This window comes from Vibrio aquimaris, from assembly GCF_009363415.1.
Lineage (GTDB): Bacteria > Pseudomonadota > Gammaproteobacteria > Enterobacterales > Vibrionaceae > Vibrio > Vibrio aquimaris.
The window spans coordinates 2,327,960-2,350,194 of record NZ_CP045350.1 but is presented as its reverse complement, the minus strand read 5'-3'; the positions used below and the strand labels follow the sequence as shown (position 1 = coordinate 2,350,194).

The 22,235-nt window shown below is 43.2% G+C and carries 24 protein-coding genes; 15 read left to right on the top strand and 9 right to left on the bottom strand.

Features of this window, described 5'->3' with window-relative positions; translation table 11 throughout:
• Window positions 1-49: 49 nt before the first annotated feature.
• On the bottom strand, window positions 50-496 hold the full coding sequence (gene fcrX, locus FIV01_RS10860; RefSeq protein WP_114786624.1) for a ferric iron uptake transcriptional regulator FcrX: 447 nt from the start codon (window positions 494-496) through the stop codon (window positions 50-52).
• A 206-nt stretch (window positions 497-702) separates the two neighbouring features.
• Here fcrX and FIV01_RS10855 point away from each other — a divergent pair, with 206 nt between their 5' ends.
• A complete protein-coding gene (locus FIV01_RS10855; protein WP_152431016.1) occupies window positions 703-1,209 on the top strand; it encodes a DUF4442 domain-containing protein in 507 nt (168 codons plus the stop codon).
• 38 nt (window positions 1,210-1,247) lie between these two features.
• Here the strand turns inward: FIV01_RS10855 and fldA are convergent, their stop codons facing one another.
• The 3 genes from fldA to FIV01_RS10840 all read right to left on the bottom strand — a co-directional run bounded on the left by fldA (window position 1,248) and on the right by FIV01_RS10840 (window position 2,908).
• A complete protein-coding gene (fldA, locus tag FIV01_RS10850; protein ID WP_114786626.1) occupies window positions 1,248-1,781 on the bottom strand; it encodes a flavodoxin FldA in 534 nt (177 codons plus the stop codon).
• Between the two features lie 48 nt (window positions 1,782-1,829).
• Window positions 1,830-2,051 (bottom strand): DUF2788 domain-containing protein, encoded by a 222-nt coding sequence (locus FIV01_RS10845; RefSeq protein ID WP_114786627.1) that lies wholly within the window; start codon window positions 2,049-2,051, stop codon window positions 1,830-1,832.
• A gap of 92 nt (window positions 2,052-2,143) precedes the next feature.
• The gene (locus tag FIV01_RS10840) at window positions 2,144-2,908 is read right to left on the bottom strand and encodes an alpha/beta fold hydrolase (RefSeq protein WP_152431015.1); all 765 of its coding nucleotides are present in this window, start codon (window positions 2,906-2,908) and stop codon (window positions 2,144-2,146) included.
• 141 nt (window positions 2,909-3,049) lie between these two features.
• Here FIV01_RS10840 and seqA point away from each other — a divergent pair, with 141 nt between their 5' ends.
• Entirely contained in the window at window positions 3,050-3,592 is a 543-nt protein-coding gene (seqA, locus tag FIV01_RS10835; RefSeq protein WP_152431014.1) for a replication initiation negative regulator SeqA, read from the top strand.
• 90 nt (window positions 3,593-3,682) lie between these two features.
• A complete protein-coding gene (gene pgm / locus FIV01_RS10830) occupies window positions 3,683-5,329 on the top strand; it encodes a phosphoglucomutase (alpha-D-glucose-1,6-bisphosphate-dependent) (protein WP_152431013.1) in 1,647 nt (548 codons plus the stop codon).
• 61 nt (window positions 5,330-5,390) lie between these two features.
• Here the strand turns inward: pgm and FIV01_RS10825 are convergent, their stop codons facing one another.
• Entirely contained in the window at window positions 5,391-6,152 is a 762-nt protein-coding gene (locus FIV01_RS10825; protein WP_152431012.1) for a DUF1853 family protein, read from the bottom strand.
• 123 nt (window positions 6,153-6,275) lie between these two features.
• Between FIV01_RS10825 and FIV01_RS10820 the strand changes: the two genes are divergently transcribed.
• The gene (locus FIV01_RS10820) at window positions 6,276-7,034 is read left to right on the top strand and encodes a Nif3-like dinuclear metal center hexameric protein (RefSeq protein WP_152431011.1); all 759 of its coding nucleotides are present in this window, start codon (window positions 6,276-6,278) and stop codon (window positions 7,032-7,034) included.
• 79 nt (window positions 7,035-7,113) lie between these two features.
• Here FIV01_RS10820 and FIV01_RS10815 read toward each other — a convergent pair whose 3' ends face one another.
• Entirely contained in the window at window positions 7,114-8,403 is a 1,290-nt protein-coding gene (locus tag FIV01_RS10815) for a citrate synthase (protein ID WP_152431010.1), read from the bottom strand.
• 395 nt (window positions 8,404-8,798) lie between these two features.
• Between FIV01_RS10815 and sdhC the strand changes: the two genes are divergently transcribed.
• The 8 genes from sdhC (at window position 8,799) to sucD (ending at window position 18,418) form a co-directional block, all read left to right on the top strand.
• Window positions 8,799-9,191, top strand: coding sequence for a succinate dehydrogenase cytochrome b556 subunit (sdhC, locus tag FIV01_RS10810; RefSeq protein ID WP_152431009.1), 393 nt, complete (start codon window positions 8,799-8,801; stop codon window positions 9,189-9,191).
• On the top strand, window positions 9,185-9,529 hold the full coding sequence (gene sdhD / locus FIV01_RS10805) for a succinate dehydrogenase, hydrophobic membrane anchor protein (RefSeq protein WP_114786635.1): 345 nt from the start codon (window positions 9,185-9,187) through the stop codon (window positions 9,527-9,529). The genes sdhC and sdhD overlap by 7 nt, the downstream gene beginning before the upstream one ends.
• Complete coding sequence (gene sdhA, locus FIV01_RS10800; protein WP_114786636.1) at window positions 9,530-11,296, top strand: succinate dehydrogenase flavoprotein subunit; 1,767 nt, start codon at window positions 9,530-9,532, stop codon at window positions 11,294-11,296.
• A gap of 14 nt (window positions 11,297-11,310) precedes the next feature.
• Entirely contained in the window at window positions 11,311-12,021 is a 711-nt protein-coding gene (locus FIV01_RS10795; RefSeq protein WP_152431008.1) for a succinate dehydrogenase iron-sulfur subunit, read from the top strand.
• 94 nt (window positions 12,022-12,115) lie between these two features.
• On the top strand, window positions 12,116-14,941 hold the full coding sequence (gene sucA, locus FIV01_RS10790) for a 2-oxoglutarate dehydrogenase E1 component (RefSeq protein WP_152431007.1): 2,826 nt from the start codon (window positions 12,116-12,118) through the stop codon (window positions 14,939-14,941).
• A gap of 28 nt (window positions 14,942-14,969) precedes the next feature.
• Window positions 14,970-16,178, top strand: a complete 1,209-nt coding sequence (gene odhB / locus FIV01_RS10785) for a 2-oxoglutarate dehydrogenase complex dihydrolipoyllysine-residue succinyltransferase (RefSeq protein ID WP_152431006.1) — start codon at window positions 14,970-14,972, stop codon at window positions 16,176-16,178.
• A gap of 201 nt (window positions 16,179-16,379) precedes the next feature.
• A complete protein-coding gene (sucC, locus tag FIV01_RS10780; protein WP_152431005.1) occupies window positions 16,380-17,546 on the top strand; it encodes an ADP-forming succinate--CoA ligase subunit beta in 1,167 nt (388 codons plus the stop codon).
• Complete coding sequence (sucD, locus tag FIV01_RS10775; protein ID WP_006881309.1) at window positions 17,546-18,418, top strand: succinate--CoA ligase subunit alpha; 873 nt, start codon at window positions 17,546-17,548, stop codon at window positions 18,416-18,418. Before sucC ends, sucD begins: the two co-directional genes overlap by 1 nt.
• Window positions 18,419-18,491: 73 nt before the next feature.
• Here sucD and FIV01_RS10770 read toward each other — a convergent pair whose 3' ends face one another.
• The gene (locus tag FIV01_RS10770; protein ID WP_152431718.1) at window positions 18,492-18,779 is read right to left on the bottom strand and encodes a hypothetical protein; all 288 of its coding nucleotides are present in this window, start codon (window positions 18,777-18,779) and stop codon (window positions 18,492-18,494) included.
• A gap of 533 nt (window positions 18,780-19,312) precedes the next feature.
• Here FIV01_RS10770 and FIV01_RS10765 point away from each other — a divergent pair.
• A complete protein-coding gene (locus tag FIV01_RS10765) occupies window positions 19,313-19,828 on the top strand; it encodes a GNAT family N-acetyltransferase (RefSeq protein ID WP_152431004.1) in 516 nt (171 codons plus the stop codon).
• Here the strand turns inward: FIV01_RS10765 and FIV01_RS10760 are convergent.
• Both FIV01_RS10760 and FIV01_RS10755 read right to left on the bottom strand, forming a co-directional pair.
• Window positions 19,776-20,075: a DUF3301 domain-containing protein gene (locus tag FIV01_RS10760; protein ID WP_152431003.1), complete on the bottom strand. Its 300-nt coding sequence runs from the start codon at window positions 20,073-20,075 to the stop codon at window positions 19,776-19,778. The two genes, FIV01_RS10765 and FIV01_RS10760, sit on opposite strands and share 53 nt — an antisense overlap.
• A gap of 3 nt (window positions 20,076-20,078) precedes the next feature.
• Window positions 20,079-21,116, bottom strand: coding sequence for a DUF3549 family protein (locus FIV01_RS10755; RefSeq protein WP_152431002.1), 1,038 nt, complete (start codon window positions 21,114-21,116; stop codon window positions 20,079-20,081).
• A 76-nt stretch (window positions 21,117-21,192) separates the two neighbouring features.
• Between FIV01_RS10755 and FIV01_RS10750 the strand changes: the two genes are divergently transcribed.
• Window positions 21,193-21,507 (top strand): YqcC family protein, encoded by a 315-nt coding sequence (locus FIV01_RS10750; RefSeq protein ID WP_152431001.1) that lies wholly within the window; start codon window positions 21,193-21,195, stop codon window positions 21,505-21,507.
• Window positions 21,507-22,223 carry a tRNA pseudouridine(65) synthase TruC gene (truC, locus tag FIV01_RS10745; RefSeq protein WP_152431000.1) on the top strand — a complete coding sequence of 239 codons (717 nt, stop codon included), beginning with the start codon at window positions 21,507-21,509 and terminating at the stop codon, window positions 22,221-22,223. The genes FIV01_RS10750 and truC overlap by 1 nt, the downstream gene beginning before the upstream one ends.
• Window positions 22,224-22,235 lie beyond the last annotated feature (12 nt).

The following is a 22,235-nucleotide window of genomic DNA, read 5'->3' as shown; positions in this document are numbered from 1 at the left end:
GTGGGTTTTTTATATTTCTTGTACGCGTTCTAACAGGAAATGGCGGTCATTATTTCTTGTTATGGGCATTAGGGTTATCTTTACAGTTACCTGTATTGCATTTACCGTATAGATATAAGCTGTGGTTAGTAAGAGTAACATTATATTCGGCAGCGATTTGCTTCTGTCTTTCTTCGATAATGTCATCTGCAAACTCGATTACTTCACCACAGTCTAGACAAACTAGATGATCGTGATGGTGCTGGGTTGAAAGTTCAAATACCGACTTTCCACCTTCGAAATGGTGTCGAGTGACAATTCCTGCATCATCAAACTGGTTCAGAACACGATAAACTGTTGCCAAGCCGATTTCTTCACCAAGATCTATCAGCTTTTTGTACAGGTCTTCTGCACTGATATGTTGGCACTCAGGTTGTTGTAGTACTTCCAAGATCTTTAACCTTGGTAAGGTAACTTTTAGACCAGCATCCTTTAGAGCTTGGTTGTTGTCCGACATAAATTTTCCCATCAATTAACCTCTGCAATGAGCAGAGTTCACTATTGCTACCATTATAGGGTAGTAGACGGTAACAATAAACCACGAACTTCAAAGGGTTACTATTATTAATCTCATAAACGAGTTTAACATCACTGTAGGATCTCATCAGACCAGTTACAATCCTTTAACATTGTGAGTCAAGAGTGTAAGTTTGGAAGATAAGTATGGGTAAATTAGTCAGCAAGTTATACAGACCTAAGGTAGTTAAATTTGCTTTGAACATATGGCCACCCTTTTGGGGAGCAGGTATCAGAATTGTTTCAATTAGCGAGGATTTCCGTGAGGTCAAAGTAAGGCTTAAGTTGCGCTGGTGGAATAAAAATGCCAATCGTACTCAATATGGAGGCAGTATTTTCTCTTTAACTGACCCTATTTACTGTTTGATGTTGATGGGTATCTTAGGCGATGGATATTTTGTTTGGGATAAGCAGGCGAGCATTAATTTTATCAAGCCAGGACAAAGCGATCTTTGTGCTGAGTTTATTGTTACACAGGAAATGCTGGATAGTATATTGCAACAAACTGTCAATGGAGATAAGTCATTTCCAGAGTTTGTGATTTTTGTAAAGGACAATGATGGGAATGTGGTTTCAGAAGTAAAGCGTCAGCTGTATGTACGTAAAAAGCCAGATTATAGAAATCAGACTGCCGAAGAGAAGCAAGCTGCATAATAAGGCCTTCCAACCTGAAGACCTTATTCACTTGAGGGTTAGCCCTCAAGTTCTGCTAAGCACATTTCTTCATGAATTTGCTTACACCAATTTGTCACGCGTTCGTTAGTCAGCTCTGGCTGACGGTCTTCGTCAACACATAGACCTACAAACAAACTGTCATCACCTTCAACAAGACCTTTGGATGCTTCAAACTCGTAGCCTTCAGTTGATGTATGACCTAAAATTGTGCCGCCTTTAGATTCAACAATATCACGGACAGTGCCCATAGCATCGCAAAAGTACTCTGCATAATCTTCTTGATCACCGCAGCCAAAGATAGCAACGAGTTTGGTCGAGAAGTCAATTTGTTCAAGTTCAGGGAAAAAGTCATCCCAGTCGCATTGAGCTTCACCGTAGTACCATGTTGGAATGCCTAATAGTAGTAAGTCGAAGTTATCTATGTCTTCCTTACTGCTTTTTGCGATGTCTTGAACATGAATCAGTTGCTTACCGAGTTGTTTTTGAATCATCTTTGCAATTGCTTCAGTGTTACCTGTATCGCTACCAAAGAAGATGCCTACACTTGCCATAAATTCGTTACCTTTACCAATATGTGTTGTGGCTTAAATCATGGGAAATTAACCTAGCCCAGTGCCTTCCCAGCTTAATTGAATCAGGCCTTTAGCGATAAAACCAGCACAGCCAAGGAAGAGCACGAGCCAAACAATACGACGACCGAACGGGGGTACATTCCCAGCTTTGAGAACATCTTTTATTGCCATACCGATTAAGAAAAAGATAGACGCAAAAAGCAAATCGAGCCCAATTGACTCTAAAATGTTCATATAGTCGTATAGCATGGAATCCCTTTATGCCAAATTACTTGCGCTGAACTATACCATTGTTAAAAGGTAAAGTTAACGGGTATGGGTAAACGAGACCCATTCTATCATTATTGAATAAACTTCCCGATTGCGCGTAATACTTCTTGTGGTTTTTCAGCATGAAGCCAATGGCCAGTGTTTGCTATTATGTGCGCCTTGGCATTGGAAAATTGTTGCTGTATGTCAGTTTGATGTTCGGTGGCAAGGTAGTCGGAGTTTCCCCCTTTGACAAATAAAGTCGGCGTGCTGATGGTGTTAATGTTTTCCCAGCCTAGGATTTCCCAGTAGTTATCCCAAAGGCTTGATACATTAAAGCGCCACTCAAAGTATTGACCGTTGTTATATAGTGATTTACCTAAAAACTGTCTCACCCCGGGCAATTCGATATGGTGCTCAAGAATTTGCATCGCTTGTTGGCGAGAAGTAGGCTTTTGTTCGAGCACAGCTTTAAGTCCATTAAATACGTTGTCATGGCGACTTATAGAATAGCTGACTGGCGCCATATCCAATACGATTAGTTTCTCAACCTCTAACTGGGCAAGTTCTGCAAGCTTCATTGCTACTTTTCCGCCCATGGAATGACCAATTAAGATGTAGTTTTTGACTCCTATATGCTCGAGCGTAGTCATCACGTCTTGAGCCATAACTTGATAGTTATGCTCTAACGATTGAAAAGAAAGGCCGTGATTTCGCAGATCTAAACAGATAACTTGATAGTTTTGGCGTAGCTCTCGGCTAAGTAAACCAAGATTATCAAGATTACCAAATAGGCCATGGAGTAACACAATGGGCTGGCCTTCACCTTCAATTTTATAGTTAAGCAGTTGTGACATTTTTCTATATTCGTGACTGATTTAACGTAGTACCTCATTAGGCAATGAATCTGATCGGTATAACAGAACTGAAACTCGCATATTGAGGGTAGTTAGGTATATAATCCCACAGAGTTTAAACATAGAGATTGTGAAAAGCGAATGAAAACAATTGAGGTTGATGAGGATCTATACCGTTACATCGCAGGTCAAACCCAACACATTGGTGAAAGTGCTTCCGATATCTTACGACGCCTTTTGGATGTTAATGCAGAAGAGCAGCAAACGACACCAATGAAAGCAGCGATGCAGGCGAAAGGAATTGTTGTGAGCAGAGATGCTGCAAAAGATGAAAGAATCGATAGCGTAAAAGCCATGCGCTCTTTACTTATTTCAGATGAATTTGCAGGTCTCAAAAAGGCGATTGATCGTTTTATGTTGGTGTTATCAACACTTAATCGTCTTGATCCTCAAGGCTTTTCTGAAGCAACTCTAGTCAAAGGGCGCAAGCGTGTTTACTTTGCCAATAACGAGAAAACCTTATTAGAAAATGGCAACACGACGAAACCTAAAGCAATCCCTGGCTCGCCGTTTTGGGTAATTACCAACAATAACACCAGTCGTAAACGTCAAATGGTTGACCAATTAATGGCAAGGATGCACTTTCCTGCTGACTTAATTGAAAAAGTAACCAATTCAATCTGATCATTCTTGGATTTAACCTCATAATACTCAGTACTTATTGAGTATTGTGGGGTTTTTGAGTTTTTAGATTTTAAAGAGAGGAAGCTGATAATGGCGATACACCCTCGCGCAGGAACAAGAGCGCAACAACAAGATTTGCATAACCTACCTGAGCTTGTTTCCAACTATTATCTTTTTCAGCCCGATCCTTTAAATACTGATCACAAAGTTAAATTTGGTACTTCTGGTCACCGTGGCAGTTCAAGTAAGTGCACCTTCAATGAAGCCCATATTTTGGCTATTGCTCAAGCCATAGTGCAAGTTCGCACTGAGAAAGGTATCACAGGTCCTATGTTTATCGGCAAAGATACCCACGCGCTTTCTGAGCCTGCATTTTATAGTGTTATCGAAGTTCTGATCGCGAATGATATTCAAGTGATAGTGCAGCAGGGTAATGGTTATGTACCTACCCCAGGAATTTCACATGCCATATTGACTCATAACCTTTTAAGTACGTCGAAAGCTGACGGCATTGTTATAACCCCTTCTCATAACCCGCCCCAGGATGGAGGTATTAAGTACAATCCACCACACGGCGGGCCGGCAGAAGGTGAGTTAACCAAAACAATTGAAAGCTACGCTAATGCATTTATTGCTGAGAAGCTTGTCGGTGTTAACAGAGTCTCCATTACAAATGCTAAGCCATCTGAGCGTTTTATTGAACGTGATTTAATTACCCCATATGTAGAAGATCTAAAGAATGTCATTAATATGGAGGCGATTCAAAACGCAAACCTCAAAATAGGGGTTGATCCTCTTGGAGGAAGCGGTATTGAATATTGGCGTCAAATTGCGACAAGCTATGAGTTAGATTTAACTCTAGTTAATGATGCCATTGATCCTTCTTTTCAGTTCATGTGTTTGGATAAAGACGGTGTAATTCGTATGGATTGCTCATCTCCTTATGCGATGGCTGGTTTACTGGCGCATAAAGATAATTTTGATTTAGCCTTCGGCAATGACCCTGATTATGATCGTCATGGAATTGTGACGCCAAGTGGGTTGATGAATCCTAATCATTTTCTCGCAGTATGTATTGATTATCTGTATCGTCACCGTCAAGGCTGGAGTAAATCAGTAGCTGTCGGTAAGACATTAGTATCAAGCGCATTGATCGATCGTGTAGTCGGTGATTTAGGGCGTGAGCTTTGTGAAGTGCCTGTTGGTTTTAAATGGTTTGTCGACGGTTTGTATCAAGGAAAACTTGGTTTTGGTGGTGAAGAGAGCGCTGGCGCTTCATTTCTGCGCATAGATGGTACACCTTGGTCTACAGATAAAGACGGGATTATTCTTTGCTTACTTGCGGCCGAAATTACGGCAGTAACGGGTATGAATCCTCAAGAGTATTATCAAAATCTTACTGCCAAGCATGGGGCTTCACACTATAGCCGTCTTCAGGCCACGGCAAACGGTCCTCAAAAGCAAGTGTTAGAAAAGCTTTCGGCTGACATGGTTACGGCAGAAAACCTTGCTGGAGAGAAGATCACCGCTCGTCTGACTCATGCCCCGGGCAACGGTGCTGCTATTGGTGGCCTTAAAGTCACCACCGTAAATGGCTGGTTTGCAGCTCGCCCTTCCGGTACTGAGGATATTTATAAAATATATTGTGAGAGCTTCAAGGGCGAGGAACACTTAAAACAAATAGAGTTAGAAGCCCAAGATATCGTTAATCAGGTGTTCAAAAACGCAGGTTTATGATAGTTAATGGTTGTGATAAAAAGGGTTGGCAGCAATAGCCAACTTTTTATATTGAGGGCTATCAGGGTTTTTGTCTCTTCGGCCAATCGTCAGGGACGATAAACCAAAATACTTTCTGCTGAGTTTGTGCGTGAACAAAACGGCCATTTGGTTTTTCCAGTGGCCGTTCAAACTTTTCTATGCCAGTAGCCCAATGCTGTTTATCTAGCTCGTAAAGTGGCTCAGCAATTTTTTCCCATTGTTTCTCGAAACACCAAAACCCTGAAATCTGAGAAGGGTTTATTTCATATCCTAAACAGTGGGTGGGAGTCACTTCCGATGAAAAAGGGTTAACGTAGAGTCGACCTTGTAAAAGCAGATGTTCAGATAAACGACTCATTTCAGGATGATCGGCTAAAAATGCTGTGGAACTGCTCATTTTTAACTGATGTGACAGCATTCTATCTAATTTTTTATCTAATTGATCGTGTGCATTAGGTCCATACCAAACGCCTTGGTGAAGGAGATAAAACTTAATCGCGACTTCCCAGTGTTCTTGCATATTGGTTTGGTGATTTTTAAGGATGAGATCAATGGCACCTAATGTTTGACCATTAGTGTCATTGATTTGAAGCTCTTCTAATTCTAGGCTGTAACGGCCACTACTTATTAGCAGTTGAGTCGATAAGTATTGGTAAATGAAACCCAATCTGGGGTTACCTCGATAGTCAGTATCCAAAGGAAGCTGAACAGATAGTGACTGTAGAGATTCAAAAGGGGGAGTTAGCTTAAACAAAGGAGGTGTATTCGAAATCCAATGGTAAAAGCGCAACATGTTACTCATATCTAATGCCTAGTATCCGTAAAATCAAAAGTCTATTAGCATTTTAAATAGATTAGATTGAAACTAGCATCCTAAATATTGTTGCAATACACTGTGTGCAAAGATTGATTTTTGGAAGCTAAGATGAAAAATACACAATTAGAGCAAATTATAAACGAAAAACTCTCTCCTCAATTGGTAAAAGATTATGCTCCCAATGGGCTCCAAGTAGAAGGGAAGTTGGAGGTTCAATCTATAGTCACAGGAGTGACCGCTTCTCAAGCTTTGGTTGAAAAAGCAATAGAGAAGAAAGCGGATGCATTGCTTGTTCATCATGGCTATTTCTGGAAAGGTGAGCCCGAGCCAATTCGGGGAATGAAAGGCAATCGAATTCGCGCTCTGATAAAAAATGACATCAATTTGTATGGATACCACTTGCCACTGGACATACACCCAGAATTAGGCAATAACGCCGAATTGGCACGACGTCTCGATATTCAAGTTGAAGGGGGGCTGGAAGGGCACCCTCAGTCGGTTGCTATGTTTGGCCGATTAAACCATCCTGTCACAGGAAAAGAATTCGCCCAAAGAATTAATCAGGCCCTGAATCGTTCTCCACTACATATTGCACCCGAAAATAGCGAAAAGTTAATCGAAACTGTGGGCTGGTGTACCGGTGGGGGGCAGGATTATATTGAGCTAGCGGTTAAGCATGGCCTAGATGCGTTTATTTCCGGTGAAATATCCGAGAGAACCACTTACATCGCAAGGGAAATGGATATTCACTACTTTGCTGCAGGACATCATGCTACAGAGCGGTATGGAGTAAAAGCGTTAGGTGAATGGCTGGCAAAAGAGCATGGTTTAGACGTCGAGTTTGTCGACATAGACAACCCAGTGTAAATGTTGAATAGAGTTATCGAATTTAATAAAGGCCGACGTTATGTCGGCCTTTGTTTTCATATGAGCTTATAGGTGTTAATTAGTCTCTGTCATGCAAAGGCTTGAAGTTACGCTGCTTCTTGCCTGTGTAGAGCTGTCTTGGACGGCCAATGCGGTTAAGAGGGTCGCTATGCATTTCGTTCCAATGTGCAATCCAACCTATTGTTCTCGATAACGCGAAGATTACGGTGAACATAGACACGGGGATACCGATGGCTTTAAGAATAATACCTGAGTAGAAGTCAACATTTGGATACAGTTTCTTCGAAACGAAGTATTCGTCAGATAGAGCAATACGCTCTAGCTCCATGGCAACATCAAGTAGTGGATCGCTAATGTTCAACTCTTCTAGAACATCATGACAGGTTTCACGCATAACCGTCGCTCGTGGATCGTAATTTTTGTAGACTCGGTGACCAAAGCCCATTAGACGGAATGGATCATCTTTGTCTTTCGCACGTTCGATGTACTCAGGGATCTTATCAACACTACCTATTTCTTCAAGCATCTTGAGACATGCTTCATTTGCGCCTCCATGAGCAGGTCCCCATAATGATGCGATACCTGCGGCAATACATGCGAATGGGTTAGCACCAGAAGAACCAGCTAGACGAACAGTAGAAGTCGATGCGTTTTGCTCATGATCCGCATGCAAAGTGAATATCTTATCCATTGCTCTCGCGACAACGGGGTTGACTTCATAGTCCTCACAAGGGTTAGCAAACATCATATGCAGGAAGTTTTCAGCATAGGTCAAGTCATTACGTGGATAAATGAAAGGCTGACCAATCGAGTACTTGTAACACATTGCGGCAAGTGTCGGCATTTTCGACAACAAACGATATGCTGTGATTTCGCGGTGAGTATCGTTGTTGATATCCATGGAGTCATGATAGAAGGCAGACAATGCTCCAACTACGCCGCACATAACGGCCATTGGGTGAGCGTCACGTCGGAATCCGTGGAAAAAGCTCGCGATCTGTTCATGTACCATAGTGTGTCGTGTAACTGTGAGCTTAAATTGCTCGTACTGTTCACGTGTGGGGGCTTCACCATAAAGAAGAATATAACATACCTCTAAATAATCAGCGTTGTTAGCAAGCTGATCAATAGGGTAACCACGGTGTAAAAGGATACCCTTTCCGCCGTCAATGTAGGTGATTTGAGATTCACAGGATGCAGTGGCAAGAAAACCTGGGTCAAACGTGAAATAGCCGTTTGCTCCAAGTGTTCGAACATCAATTACGGGAGTGCCAAGAGCACCTTCCATAATTGGCAGTTCGATAGGCGCTTTCCCTTCGACATGAAGGGTCGCTTTCTTATCCGCCATAACAATCTCCTTTGTTTATTATTAAATCCGTCCAGGATGTTTGTGTAACATTTTTGTACGTGTGTTCGTTATCAAAGTCAATTATTCTGCTTCGACTTGTGCACTTGTTATGATTTTTTATACGTATAAGGTTAAAAATCTGTTCTATGTAGCAAAAATTGTTACATCAATTGTGCTAAAATATGGTCAGCCGTATATTGGCGCCGTAAATTTTGACTGAAACCTTATAAAATGAAGGTTTGGAGCATATGTGAGGTGATGTTTCAACCCTTGGTGTTAAAATTTTATGCAACTTCATTACGTTTTTTGGACGTGTTAGCTGTTGAATAAATGTTAACTTTTATAGGTTTGCTGTCAGATTTCGTTCATAACTATAAATGCTTCAGTGGAGCTGAGTGAGCAAGCCCGTGAAAGAAAGAAAGTCAAGACCTGTTAATTTAGATTTACAGACGATAAACTTTCCGATCACTGCAATCGCATCCATTTTACACCGAGTTTCGGGAGTAATTACGTTTGTCGCGATCGGGATACTTCTTTGGTTACTATCCATTTCCCTGTCTTCCCCAATAGGTTATGCACAAGCTGTCGATATTGTCGACGGTTTCATTGTGAAATTTATTTTATGGGGTATTTTGACAGCTTTGTCCTACCATATAGCAGGTGGTATTCGTCATTTGCTAATGGATTTAGGTCATTTTGAAGAGCTGGAATCTGGCGCGATGAGTGCAAAGGTAGCATTTGCAGCAACAGTCGTTCTGTCAGTATTGGCGGGGATTTTAGTATGGTAAAACACATTTCATCTTTTGGTCGCAATGGTGTGCATGACTTTTTGCTAATCCGTGCATCGGCGATCATTATGACTCTTTACACTATATATTTAGTAAGCTTCTGTGCTTTCGCGGATATTTCTTACGTATCATGGACACAGTTCTTTGGTGGCACTTTCACAAAAGTATTTACTATGCTTGCTTTGGTATCAGTGCTTATCCACGCATGGATAGGCCTATGGCAAGTTCTTACAGACTACATTAAGTGCACCAAATTACGCGGTTTCCTTCAGTTGGGTGTAATCGCAGTGTTATTTGGCTACTTTTTTTCTGGTCTCTTTATTTTGTGGGGTGCGTAAGTGTCTATTCCAGTTCGCGAATTTGATGCCGTAGTAATCGGCGCTGGTGGTGCAGGCATGCGTGCAGCACTGCAAATCTCAGAGCAAGGCCTAACCTGTGCTTTGCTGTCAAAAGTTTTTCCTACTCGTTCACATACTGTTTCTGCTCAAGGTGGTATCACAGTAGCCCTTGGTAACTCGCACAAGGACGATTGGCAGTGGCACATGTACGATACTGTCAAAGGTTCAGATTATATCGGCGACCAAGACGCTATCGAATACATGTGTAAAAATGGTCCTGATTCTGTTATTGAACTAGAAAAAATGGGGCTGCCATTTTCTCGCTTTGATAACGGAACCATTTATCAGCGTCCTTTTGGCGGCCAGTCGAAAGAATTCGGCGGAGAGCAAGCTGCTAGAACAGCAGCTGCTGCTGACCGTACAGGTCACGCTCTTCTCCATACCCTTTATCAGCAAAATGTTAAGTACAAAACTACCATATTTTCTGAGTGGTACGCGTTAGATTTGGTGAAAAACCAAGATGGCGCCGTAATGGGTTGTACTGCTATCTGCATGGAAAGCGGTGAAATATGCTACTTCAAGTCTAAAGCAACGGTATTAGCGACAGGCGGAGCGGGTCGAATTTATTCATCGACAACGAATGCACACATCAACACTGGTGATGGTGTAGGCATGGCATTACGCGCTGGCGTTCCTATGCAAGACATGGAAATGTGGCAGTTCCACCCAACTGGTATAGCTGGAGCGGGCGTACTCGTAACAGAAGGCTGTCGTGGAGAAGGTGGTTATCTTCTAAACAAAGATGGCGAGCGATTCATGGAACGCTATGCTCCGAATGCTAAGGATCTTGCTGGTCGAGACGTTGTTGCTCGTTCAATGATGATAGAAATTCGCGAGGGTCGCGGATGCGATGGTCCTTGGGGACCACATATCAAGCTTAAGCTTGATCATCTCGGTAAAGATGTTCTTGAGTCTCGTCTACCTGGTATTTGTGAACTTTCAAGAACCTTTGCTCACGTCGATCCAGTTAAAGAGCCAATCCCCGTAATTCCAACCTGTCACTACATGATGGGTGGCGTTCCAACTCAGGTTTCTGGACAAGCGATTAAACAAACCGCTGATGGCAGTGATGTTGAAGTTCAAGGTCTGTATGCCTGTGGTGAAATTGCCTCTGTTTCTGTACACGGTGCTAACCGCTTGGGAGGTAACTCTCTGCTTGACTTAGTCGTATTTGGCCGAGCAACGGGTCTTCACCTTGGTGAGACTTTGGCTGCGCAGGCAGAAGCTCGTCCTGCTACAGAATCTGACATTGAAGCATCACTAGCTCGAACTATGCGATGGGAAAATAGCACCGGCGGGGAAGACCCTGTTCAGATTCGTAAAGATCTACAAACCTGTATGCAAAATAGCTTCTCTGTGTTCCGTGAGGGTGATGCAATGGCGACAGGTTTGGAAGAACTTAAAGTTATTCGTGAACGTCTCAAAGATGCCCATCTTGCCGACAAGTCATCAGAATTCAACACTCAACGTATTGAATGTTTGGAACTAGATAACTTGATGGAAACGGCTTTTTCTACTGCGGTGGCTGCAAATTACCGCACTGAGAGTCGTGGAGCGCATGCGCGTTTCGATTATCCAGAGCGCGATGATGAAAACTGGTTGTGTCATTCAATTTACAATCCGGAAACGGAAGCAATGGCAAAACGCGATGTTAATATGACACCAGTTCATCGTGACGCATTTCCGCCTAAAGTTCGTACATACTAGGGGAGGATTGAATTATGAAACTGAACTTCTCTTTGTATCGCTACAATCCAGATGTAGACAAAAAGCCTTACATGAAGGATTACGTTCTTGAGGTCGATGAAGGCTCTGACATGATGGTGTTAGACGCGTTAATTCTGCTGAAAGAGCAAGATCCGACTATCGCTTTTCGACGCTCATGTCGAGAAGGGGTTTGTGGTTCCGATGGTTTGAATATGAACGGCAAAAATGGTCTTGCATGTATCACGCCTTTGTCCGCTTTAAAAGGACGAAAATTAGTGATTCGTCCATTGCCTGGACTGCCTGTGGTACGCGACTTAATCGTCGATATGACCCAGTTCTATGATAATTACGCTAAGGTAAAACCTTTCTTGATTGACGATGATGCTCTGCCGCCGTCTCGTGAAAACCTGCAGTCTCCAGACGAGAGGGCTCATTTAGATGGTTTGTACGAGTGTATTATGTGTGCGTGCTGTACCACGTCATGCCCGTCATTCTGGTGGAACCCGGACAAATTCATTGGACCTGCTGGTCTATTAGCTGCTTATCGTTGGTTGATTGATAGCCGTGATACTGCAACCGATGAACGCTTGTCAAATCTTGATGATGCATTTAGCGTTTTCCGTTGTCATAGCATCATGAATTGTGTAAGTGTTTGTCCTAAAGGACTCAACCCGACGAAAGCCATAGGTCATATTAAATCTATGTTGGTTAATCGTTCGGTGTAAATTGATAACAAAATTGCCAGCTACTTTGGTAGCTGGCTTTCTATAGCTCGGCATAGACCGAAGCAAACGTGAAAACTACTGGTTAAGGGAAAATATGCACAACGGCGTGATGAAGGCATGGCTCGAGTCTTCACACTTGGCTGGCGCCAATGCAACTTATGTAGAAGATCTCTACGAACTGTATCTAAGTGATCCCGACCTGGTAAGTGAGGAGTGGAAACGTGTATTTGAAGGTTTGCCCAAGCCTTCAGAAGAGGTGAAAGAACAGCCTCATTCACGTATCCGTGACTACTTCCGGCGTCTCGCTCAAGAAACAAAGCATTACAATGTCCAAGTTAGTGACCCAGATGTCGACGCAAAACAAGTAAAAGTTCTCCAGCTGATTAATGCCTACCGCTTTCGCGGTCATGAAGCAGCGAAACTTGATCCCCTCGGTTTATGGCAACGCCCTACGGTGGTGGAGCTAGACCCCACATTCCACAACCTCACCGAAGAAGACTTTGAAGAGTCGTTCAATGTTGGCTCCTTTGCAATTGGTCAAGAGACTATGTTGCTTAAGGATATCCACTCAGCCTTGAACAAAATTTATTGTGGTTCTGTTGGTGCAGAATATATGCACATGACAAACACTGAGCAAAAGCGCTGGATTCAACAGCGACTCGAGTCAGTTGTTGGTCAACCATCATTCTCGAAACAAGAGAAGCAAGAGTTCTTAGAAGAGCTGACTGCAGCGGAAGGACTGGAACGCTATCTGGGAGCCAAGTTCCCAGGAGCTAAACGCTTTTCTCTCGAAGGTGGTGATGCCCTCATTCCTATGATGAAGGAACTCATTAGGCATGCTGGTAAAAATGGCATGCGTGAAGTTGTCGTGGGTATGGCGCACCGTGGCCGATTGAATATGTTGGTCAATGTGCTCGGTAAAAAGCCTCAAGATCTGTTCGACGAGTTTGCTGGCAAGCATGATGAAACTTGGGGCACGGGTGACGTTAAATATCACCAAGGTTTTTCCGCTGATTTCTCAACGCCAGGCGGCGATGTTCACCTAGTACTAGCATTTAACCCTTCCCACTTAGAAATTGTTAACCCAGTGGTCATAGGGTCTGTTCGTGCGCGTCAGGATCGTTTAGGTGACACTGACGGAAGCACAGTACTTCCGATTACTATTCATGGTGATTCGGCGATTGCGGGACAGGGTGTTGTTGCTGAGACTTTCAACATGTCTCAGTCTCGAGGTTACCGGGTTGGTGGTACTGTACGTATTGTTGTGAACAATCAAGTCGGCTTCACAACGTCCAATCCAAATGATACTCGTTCGACAATGTACTGTACGGATATCGCCAAGATGGTTCAGGCGCCGATTTTCCATGTTAATGCAGATGATCCCGAAGCGGTCGCGTTTGTCACACGTATTGCATTGGATTATCGAAACGAGTTCAAACGAGATGTTGTGATTGATTTGGTATGTTATCGCCGACATGGTCACAATGAAGCAGATGAGCCAAATGCAACTCAGCCTTTGATGTACCAAAAGATCAAAAAGCACCCTACACCCCGTAAGCTGTATGCTGATGTTTTGATTGAACGCGGCGAGTTCGGTATTGATACTGCAACTCAGCTGGTTAATGAGTACCGTGATGCGCTTGACCGTGGTGAAGTCGTTGTAAAAGAATGGCGACCTATGGCACTGCATTCTGTCGATTGGTCCCCATACATTGGGCACGATTGGGATGTAGCGTGGGATAGTACCTACAGCAAGGAGCGTCTTGTTGAACTAGGGCAACGCATTTGCCAATACCCAGATAGCCACAGGCTGCAAAGCCGAGTCAATAAGCTATACAACGACCGTATGTCAATGATGAGCGGCGAAAAAGCACTAGATTGGGGTATGGCAGAAACCTTAGCATATGCAACCTTGGTTGACGATGGTAAGCGTATCCGTATTTCTGGTCAGGACTCTGGGCGTGGTACCTTCTTCCACCGCCACTCAGTGCTCCACAACCAGACCGATGCAAGTACTTTTATACCTCTCGCAAATGTACATGATAAACAAGGTCCGTTCGAAGTCTACGACTCTGTTTTATCAGAAGAAGCCGTTCTCGCGTTTGAGTATGGTTACGCTACTGCAGAGCCAGGTGGTCTTACCATTTGGGAAGCTCAATTTGGCGATTTTGCTAATGGAGCTCAAGTAGTTATAGACCAATTCATTTCGTCAGGTGAACAGAAGTGGGCACGTTTATGTGGCTTAACTATGTTGCTTCCTCATGGGTATGAAGGGCAAGGTCCTGAGCACTCATCAGCTCGCTTAGAACGTTACTTACAGTTGTGCGCTGAACAAAACATGCAGGTTGTTGTTCCTTCAACGCCGGCTCAGGTTTATCACATGATAAGACGTCAAGTGGTAAGGCCAATGCGCAGACCTCTTATAGTTATGTCTCCTAAATCACTGTTGAGACACCCTCTGTGCACATCGACTCTCGACGAGTTAGCCGAAGGCACTTTCCAACCCGCCATTGCTGAAATTGACAATTTAGATCCTAGCAAAGTGGAGCGAGTGGTCTTTTGTTCAGGGAAAGTTTACTTTGACTTGCTAGAACAGCGTCGCAGCAATGAGCAGGAAGAGGTTGCCATCGTGCGTATTGAGCAGCTTTATCCCTTCCCACTGGAAGAAGTCAAAGCGGCGATCGAACAGTACACAAATGTGAAAGATTACGTTTGGTGCCAGGAAGAGCCTCAAAACCAGGGCGCTTGGTATAGTAGTCAGCATAACTTCCGCATGGCGATTCCTGCTGGAGCGGATCTCAAGTACGCAGGTAGAGCAGCGTCTGCTTCGCCAGCGGTTGGCTACATGTCGGTACATTTAAAACAGCAGAAAGCGCTAGTTGAAGATGCGCTTACCGTTAATACAACAACTTCGAACTAAGAACTAGAAGTGAAAGGAAGAAACAGATATGACAATTGAAATTCTGGTTCCAGATTTACCTGAATCTGTTGCAGATGCGACAGTCGCAACATGGCACAAAAAACCAGGTGACGCAGTAGAGCGTGACGAAGTACTGGTTGATATTGAAACGGACAAAGTAGTCTTGGAAGTACCAGCACCTGAAGCTGGTGTTCTTGAAGCGATAATTGAACAGGAGGGAGCAACCGTTCTTTCCAAGCAACTTATTGCTAAGCTCAACCCAGGTGCCGTTGCTGGCGAGCCAACACCAGATAAAACGGAGGCTGCTGAAGCCTCTCCTGATAAGCGTCACACCGCCTCTCTTACTGAAGAGACAAGCGACGCTCTAAGCCCAGCAGTGCGCCGTCTATTAGCTGAGCACAGCTTAGATGCAGGCCAAGTAAAGGGCACAGGTGTGGGTGGTCGTATTACTCGTGAAGACATCGAGGCTCATCTAGCTAGTGCTAAATCTGCACCTGAGACAGCTGCATCACCAAGTGTTGATGCTCCTGCGGCAGCTCGTAGTCAGAAGCGTGTGCCTATGACACGTTTGCGCAAAACAGTAGCTAATCGTCTGCTTGAAGCGAAAAACAGCACTGCTATGTTGACGACGTTTAATGAAGTCAACATGAAGCCTATTATGGACCTACGTAAGCAATACAAAGATCAGTTCGAAGAGCGTCATGGTATTCGTCTCGGTTTCATGTCTTTCTATGTTAAAGCGGTTACTGAAGCCTTAAAACGTTTCCCAGAGGTAAATGCGTCGATAGATGGTGACGATATTGTTTATCATAACTATTTCGACATCAGCATGGCAGTTTCTACACCGCGCGGTTTGGTTACTCCTGTGCTTAAGGACTGTGACACGTTAGGTTTTGCTGAGATTGAAAAAGGCATAAAAGAGCTAGCTATCAAAGGTCGTGATGGAAAACTTACTGTTGATGAACTTATGGGCGGTAACTTCACAATCACAAACGGTGGTGTGTTTGGTTCATTAATGTCTACCCCTATCATTAACCCACCTCAGTCTGCAATTCTTGGTATGCACAAAATCCAAGATCGTCCTATGGCTGTGGATGGAAAGGTTGAAATCTTGCCTATGATGTACCTTGCCCTCTCTTACGATCACCGTCTAATTGATGGTCGAGAGTCAGTAGGTTTCTTGGTTACGATCAAAGAGCTCCTTGAAGATCCTGCACGTCTACTTCTTGACGTATAGTTAACTCTTACCGCTGATTGAATGTTTTAATTTAGTGGTAATGGTTTTTAAAAGGCGGAACAGGTTCAGCGTTCCGCCTTCATTTGAATCGTTACATTGTTAGCGGTTTACTTGAGAAGACCCTACAGACGTTTGTGTTTACAGATGTAAACGTCATGGACATAATAAACCCCTCCAAGGGAAAACAAGCGGAATAACAAAATGAATTTGCATGAATATCAAGCCAAACAGCTGTTTGCAGAATTCGGTTTGCCTGTGCCTGAAGGCTATGCGTGTGACACTCCTCAGCAAGCTTTCGAAGCGGCGGGAAGAATAAACACAGAGAAGAAAGTCGTTAAATGTCAGGTGCACGCAGGTGGACGTGGTAAAGCTGGTGGTGTTGAATTACATGACACAAAAGATGGCGTTAAGGAGTTTGCGCAGAAGTGGTTAGGCCAAAACCTAGTCACTTATCAAACTGATGCTAACGGTCAGCCAGTGACCAAGATACTTGTTGAAGAAGCATCAAATATTGCAAATGAGCTGTATTTAGGCGCAGTTGTTGATCGTGCAACTCGCAAGATCGTGTTTATGGCTTCAACGGAAGGTGGTGTTGAAATCGAAAAAGTGGCGGAAGAAACTCCAGAACTTATTCATAAAGCCGCCATTGACCCACTTGTTGGCCCTCAGGCATATCAAGGCCGTGAACTAGCATTCAAACTAGGTCTATCAGGTGATCAGATTAAGCAGTTTGTTAAGATCTTTATGGGACTGGGTGCTATGTTTGCACAGTACGATCTTGCTTTGCTTGAGATTAACCCCTTGGTTGTAACAGGCGAAGGTAACCTACTTTGTCTAGATGGCAAGATCAACATAGATTCTAATGCTCTCTACCGTCAGCCTAAACTGCGTGAAATGCATGATCCTTCACAAGAAGATGAGCGCGAAGCACACGCTGCTCAGTGGGAACTGAACTACGTAGCACTAGACGGTAATGTTGGTTGTATGGTGAATGGTGCTGGTCTTGCTATGGGTACCATGGATATTGTAAATCTACACGGTGGTAAACCAGCCAACTTCCTTGACGTAGGTGGCGGTGCAACCAAAGAGCGCGTAGCAGAAGCATTCAAGATCATCCTTTCTGATGACAATGTGAAAGCAGTACTAGTTAACATCTTTGGTGGAATCGTTCGTTGTGACATGATCGCTGAAGGTATTATCGGTGCAGTTAAAGAGGTAGGCGTAAGCGTACCAGTCGTTGTTCGTCTAGAAGGTACTAACGCTGACCTAGGTCGCGAAGTTCTTGCTAATTCTGATGTTGATATCATTGCAGCTGAGTCGCTAACTGACGCAGCTAAGAAAGTTGTTGCTGCTGCGGAGGGCAAATAATGTCTGTACTAATTAATAAAGACACCAAAGTAATCTGTCAGGGTTTCACTGGTGGCCAAGGTACTTTCCACTCTGAGCAAGCTATCGCATACGGTACACAGATGGTTGGTGGTGTTTCTCCAGGTAAAGGTGGTCAAACTCACCTAGGTCTTCCTGTATTCAACACAGTACGTGAAGCCGTAGAAGCAACTGGTGCAACAGCGACAGTTATCTACGTACCAGCACCTTTCTGTAAAGATGCAATCCTAGAAGCGATTGATGCGGGTATCGAGCTTATCGTAACCATCACTGAAGGTATCCCTACTACAGATATGATCGACGTGAAAGTGAAGTTAGAAGAAACTGGCGTTCGCATGATCGGTCCTAACTGTCCAGGTCTAATCACTCCAGATGAATGTAAGATTGGTATTATGCCTGGTCATATCCATAAAAAAGGTAAAGTAGGTATCGTGTCTCGCTCTGGTACGCTTACATACGAAGCCGTTAAGCAGACGACAGATGAAGGTTTCGGTCAGTCGACTTGTGTTGGTATTGGTGGCGATCCAATTCCAGGTTCAAACTTCATTGATATCCTTAAGCTGTTCCAAGAAGACCCTGAAACTGAAGCCATCGTAATGATTGGTGAAATTGGTGGTACTGCTGAGGAAGAAGCAGCTGCATTTATCAAAGAGAACGTCACCAAGCCAGTTGTTTCTTACATTGCTGGTGTTACGGCTCCTCCAGGTAAGCGCATGGGCCACGCTGGTGCGATCATCTCTGGTGGTAAAGGTACAGCGGAAGATAAGTTTGCAGCTCTAGAAGCAGCAGGCGTTAAGACGGTTAAGTCTCTAGCTGATATCGGTAAAGGTCTACGTGAAGTAACTGGCTGGTAATCTACTTTTTAAAGTACAGTGTAAGGCTTGGCATATTGCTGAGCCTTTTTTATATCTATATTGAACCTAAAAGTTAACTTTGAGAAAATTTCTTTTCTAGTTTATCGAGTCTCATCGTTAGGTCTGTGATTTGTTTTTCTAACTTTGCGATTTTCTCATCGCTGTTAATCTCTTTCGCTGAAACTTCCACCTTTGGGACATGCTTTGAATGCTTCCAGTCTTTTATCACTTTTATTAAAGCAGGGATAGGAACAAATGTATTCAAACGAGCTCTGACAAGTGCCACCGTCGGCTCTTTTCCTTCTGACTGGATTTGCTGTAAAACTTCAGTTAACTCATGGCTAACATCCTGAGTAAGCATAGGTTCTCCTTGCTCTTGGTGTGTCTTAATCATACTTAAACTCATCCCCTAATGCGAATAGAAAACACTTATCTCTCTTGTAAGAGATCTCTTATAGTCCTCGTGAGATAAAATTTAGTTTTATCATTAGTGGGAGGTGTGAATGTTCTTAAGTGTATGATTATTAAGTTTTTTAATTTGTTATTTGCTGGGAGCTTTAGTAGTAAAGTGATTTCTTACATTGTTTATATTACGGAATCTTATATAGTGTGTCTGTCGCTAGGGCACTGATACTTAAAATAAAAAATGAAAGCTCACCAGCATTCAGCACAGTGTATCTTGGTGACTAGGCAGTAAAACTAGGCAAACAGCCAATAAGATGTAATGCATCAAGGATGTATTGGCTTAGTCATGATTTAAACTAACAACGTCAAAAAGTAATAACTTACAACAATAAATTATCTTAGTTGGTATGACTTTCGGCCTTATTTCTCTTCTCGAGAAATTAAAGTGCCCCCTGCAATGCAGGGGGCACGCTGTCAATAGGTGGGGCCATGATTATTGCAACTCGTCGAACTTTACTTATTCCCTATACTGAATCTCTACAATCAGAGTTTTTAATGCTGAGTTATTGTGTCAGGCATTATAATAAACGAGAAGCTTTACATACTGTATCTTCTGCTAAACGCCTATTCCAACGTATTCTCTATGACCCGAGCATATACTCCCTTGCTGTTCTTGATAACCACTCACGAGACTATATCGGTCATGTATTTATTCATGATTTAGATAGACAACCAGAATTAGGCTTTATGTTTGATAAAGCCTATTGGGGAAAAGGGGTGGCAAGTGAAGTGATCGGGGCTTTCTTACCCAAAGCATTAACGGATTTAAAACTGCCGCAAGTGAGCGCCAAAGTAGATAGTTGTCATATCCCCGCAATCCGGGTTTTGGATAAGCTAGGCTTTGAACAACAAGGCGATATTTATGCTGACGTATTGCATTTTCGTTATGTATTCACATTCGATGAGGAGGAACTTTCACTTGTATCAAGCTCAAGCCACGCATAATCAATTGTCCTTGATAGCAGTCATCACCAAGTGAAGAAAATTCAAATTGATAAATAGAGTGCCAATACCAGCGGCCATCAGGCGTTCTAGCACAGTGCTTCTTTAGCGCGATATTCAGTAGTTGCAAATCAAGTTGCTTACATTTTTTAGCTGCAATTATTTTAGCTAATTCAGCTTGCTGCCTCTGTTGCCAGAAAACAAAAGCGATAAAAAATAGGGCCAGTATGGTAAACAGATTCCCAATCATTAACTATCCTTTTGTTACTTGCTGGAGCTGAGCTAGCGCATTTGCCAGCTCTGGAGATGGTGTTGAGTGCAGCAAGGGCAGTAATACCATTCTTAGCTCAGGTAACATGACTAGGTCAGCAAATAACTGATTAAATAAAGCTTGATTACCCGTTTGTGCCAACCTCAGTAAAAATTGTTCCGCCAAGTCATGGCTTGTCAATATGTGCCAGCAGCGTCCCGCGATTCCAATGAGCACCTCTTGGTGACTTAAGCGCGCCGATGAAAGGACCTCCTGAACTACAGGGTACAAATACTGGTCATCTGCACCTGAGAGTGCACGGGTCAACGCACCAATCAGGAAAATGTCTGGGCATTGTTGATTGATTTTCTCGAAGGCAAATTCTTTTAGCCGATCTGCTAGTTTATTTGGCAGGCAAGAATGCTCAAGAGCGCCAAGTAGAGCGTATAAAGGTTCGTTTGGTACTTGCTTGATTGCTTTGCGTACATACACACCGTTCTGTTCTTCGCTTAGGCGCGCACAAATATCAGTGACACCTTGTAGCCCAACAGTTTGCCACTTATTCCATCCAAGTTCTCCTGAGAAGTAGCACTGTGCATGTTCATAATATTGACTGCAAGGCAGAGATAGCAAAGCTCGAATCTGGCTATGGAATACAGCCATTTTGTCTTCCGCAGGCTTGAAGGTATAGGGATTATTGGCCAACTTTTGCTGTTGTTCTTGCGTCATCTCTTTATTGATACGAGTTCCCATGGCTTCGATGACGTATTTAAGAAAGTTTCCTACATCTGCTTGCTTAAGGAGTCCTCGCTCATCTAATTCAAACTTTAAGAACCAGATCCATGGTTGTTTGCTTTCATTCCAGTAACAAACGGCGAGATGAGCTTTGCGTTGTAACGGGTAAGGGTAGGGCTGAAGGCCATGCTCGACATCTGAAAAAGTCTTATTATCAATGTGTTTTATGCGACGTCCAAGGTCGTACACCTGATATTGGCAATCGCTTTGGATTAGAAGTTGGCTGAGTGTATGAATCGTAGCCATTGATTAATAGTCCTAACTAAATTTCTTATATAGATGGTATTCTTGAGCTTAATTTCAAGGTTTACACATATGTTTTATGGCAAATAATCAGCAAATGAAGGTGTTTTTGGAGCAACTTACTGGGCAAATGAGGGTCTTGCAGTTATGGCAGTCTACAAGACCGGATAAACACCTGTTAGAGAGCAATCAGCCATTTGCGGTCGATACGTTACAACCACATGAATGGCTACAATGGATTTTTATACCCAAGATGGCCGATTTAATAGAAAGAGAAATGCCCTTACCTACAGGCTTTTGTTTAACCCCCTATTTTGAAGAGAGCTGGAAGAGTAACCATGAGTACCATGAGTTAATTGATTTAATTAGAGCCATTGATGAGGAGTGCGCTTGATGTTAGAGGTTGTCTTTCACGACGAGTATTTTGTTGCGGTTAATAAGCCAGCGGGAATGCTTGTGCACCGCAGTTGGCTTGATAAACATGAAACTCAGTTTGTAATGCAAACTCTGCGTGACCAAATCGGGCAGCATGTTTTTCCGCTCCATCGTCTCGACAGGCCAACATCAGGGGTATTAATTTTTGCACTATCGAGTGAAGTGGCTTCTCAAGTGATGCCTATGTTTGCTAACCATGAAATGAATAAAACTTATCATGCGATTGTTCGCGGTTGGATAGAAGAATCCGGGCGTTTAGATTATGACTTGAAGGTTGAACTGGATAAGATAGCGGATAAACATGCTGAACAAGAAAAAGAACCGCAGCAAGCGATTACTGACTATCGACCTATCGAAAAAGTAGAGATTCCTCGTTCTACAGGGCGCTTTCCGACTACTCGATACTGTTTGATGGAGTTAAAGCCCTTAACAGGGAGAAAACATCAACTCAGAAGGCATATGGCCCATCTCCGTCATCCTATTGTGGGAGATACTACGCATGGGGATGGAAAACATAACAAACTATTCAGAGAAGTATACGACTCTCATCGATTGCTTCTTCATGCATCACAATTAGAATTCATTCACCCATATTCAAAGGAATACATTTCTATTGATGCAAAAGTTGATCAAACTTGGCTGAGAATATATGAAGAGTTTGGCTGGAAGATTTAAAAAATAGGCTGA

What these genes read in the sequence shown, in the direction of transcription:
- seqA (WP_152431014.1), top strand. Translation starts at nt 3,050, where the DNA reads ATGAAAACAATTGAGGTTGATGAGGATCTATACCGTTACATCGCAGGT.
- FIV01_RS10825 (WP_152431012.1), bottom strand. Translation starts at nt 6,152, where the DNA reads ATGAGTAACATGTTGCGCTTTTACCATTGGATTTCGAATACACCTCCT.
- FIV01_RS10855 (WP_152431016.1), top strand. Translation starts at nt 703, where the DNA reads ATGGGTAAATTAGTCAGCAAGTTATACAGACCTAAGGTAGTTAAATTT.
- FIV01_RS10845 (WP_114786627.1), bottom strand. Translation starts at nt 2,051, where the DNA reads ATGCTATACGACTATATGAACATTTTAGAGTCAATTGGGCTCGATTTG.
- FIV01_RS10795 (WP_152431008.1), top strand. Translation starts at nt 11,311, where the DNA reads ATGAAACTGAACTTCTCTTTGTATCGCTACAATCCAGATGTAGACAAA.
- FIV01_RS10755 (WP_152431002.1), bottom strand. Translation starts at nt 21,116, where the DNA reads ATGGCTACGATTCATACACTCAGCCAACTTCTAATCCAAAGCGATTGC.
- sdhD (WP_114786635.1), top strand. Translation starts at nt 9,185, where the DNA reads ATGGTAAAACACATTTCATCTTTTGGTCGCAATGGTGTGCATGACTTT.
- FIV01_RS10815 (WP_152431010.1), bottom strand. Translation starts at nt 8,403, where the DNA reads ATGGCGGATAAGAAAGCGACCCTTCATGTCGAAGGGAAAGCGCCTATC.
- FIV01_RS10765 (WP_152431004.1), top strand. Translation starts at nt 19,313, where the DNA reads ATGATTATTGCAACTCGTCGAACTTTACTTATTCCCTATACTGAATCT.
- truC (WP_152431000.1), top strand. Translation starts at nt 21,507, where the DNA reads ATGTTAGAGGTTGTCTTTCACGACGAGTATTTTGTTGCGGTTAATAAG.
- odhB (WP_152431006.1), top strand. Translation starts at nt 14,970, where the DNA reads ATGACAATTGAAATTCTGGTTCCAGATTTACCTGAATCTGTTGCAGAT.
- FIV01_RS10840 (WP_152431015.1), bottom strand. Translation starts at nt 2,908, where the DNA reads ATGTCACAACTGCTTAACTATAAAATTGAAGGTGAAGGCCAGCCCATT.
- sucC (WP_152431005.1), top strand. Translation starts at nt 16,380, where the DNA reads ATGAATTTGCATGAATATCAAGCCAAACAGCTGTTTGCAGAATTCGGT.
- sucA (WP_152431007.1), top strand. Translation starts at nt 12,116, where the DNA reads ATGCACAACGGCGTGATGAAGGCATGGCTCGAGTCTTCACACTTGGCT.
- fcrX (WP_114786624.1), bottom strand. Translation starts at nt 496, where the DNA reads ATGTCGGACAACAACCAAGCTCTAAAGGATGCTGGTCTAAAAGTTACC.
- FIV01_RS10770 (WP_152431718.1), bottom strand. Translation starts at nt 18,779, where the DNA reads ATGCTTACTCAGGATGTTAGCCATGAGTTAACTGAAGTTTTACAGCAA.
- FIV01_RS10760 (WP_152431003.1), bottom strand. Translation starts at nt 20,075, where the DNA reads ATGATTGGGAATCTGTTTACCATACTGGCCCTATTTTTTATCGCTTTT.
- FIV01_RS10750 (WP_152431001.1), top strand. Translation starts at nt 21,193, where the DNA reads ATGGCAAATAATCAGCAAATGAAGGTGTTTTTGGAGCAACTTACTGGG.
- sucD (WP_006881309.1), top strand. Translation starts at nt 17,546, where the DNA reads ATGTCTGTACTAATTAATAAAGACACCAAAGTAATCTGTCAGGGTTTC.
- fldA (WP_114786626.1), bottom strand. Translation starts at nt 1,781, where the DNA reads ATGGCAAGTGTAGGCATCTTCTTTGGTAGCGATACAGGTAACACTGAA.
- pgm (WP_152431013.1), top strand. Translation starts at nt 3,683, where the DNA reads ATGGCGATACACCCTCGCGCAGGAACAAGAGCGCAACAACAAGATTTG.
- FIV01_RS10820 (WP_152431011.1), top strand. Translation starts at nt 6,276, where the DNA reads ATGAAAAATACACAATTAGAGCAAATTATAAACGAAAAACTCTCTCCT.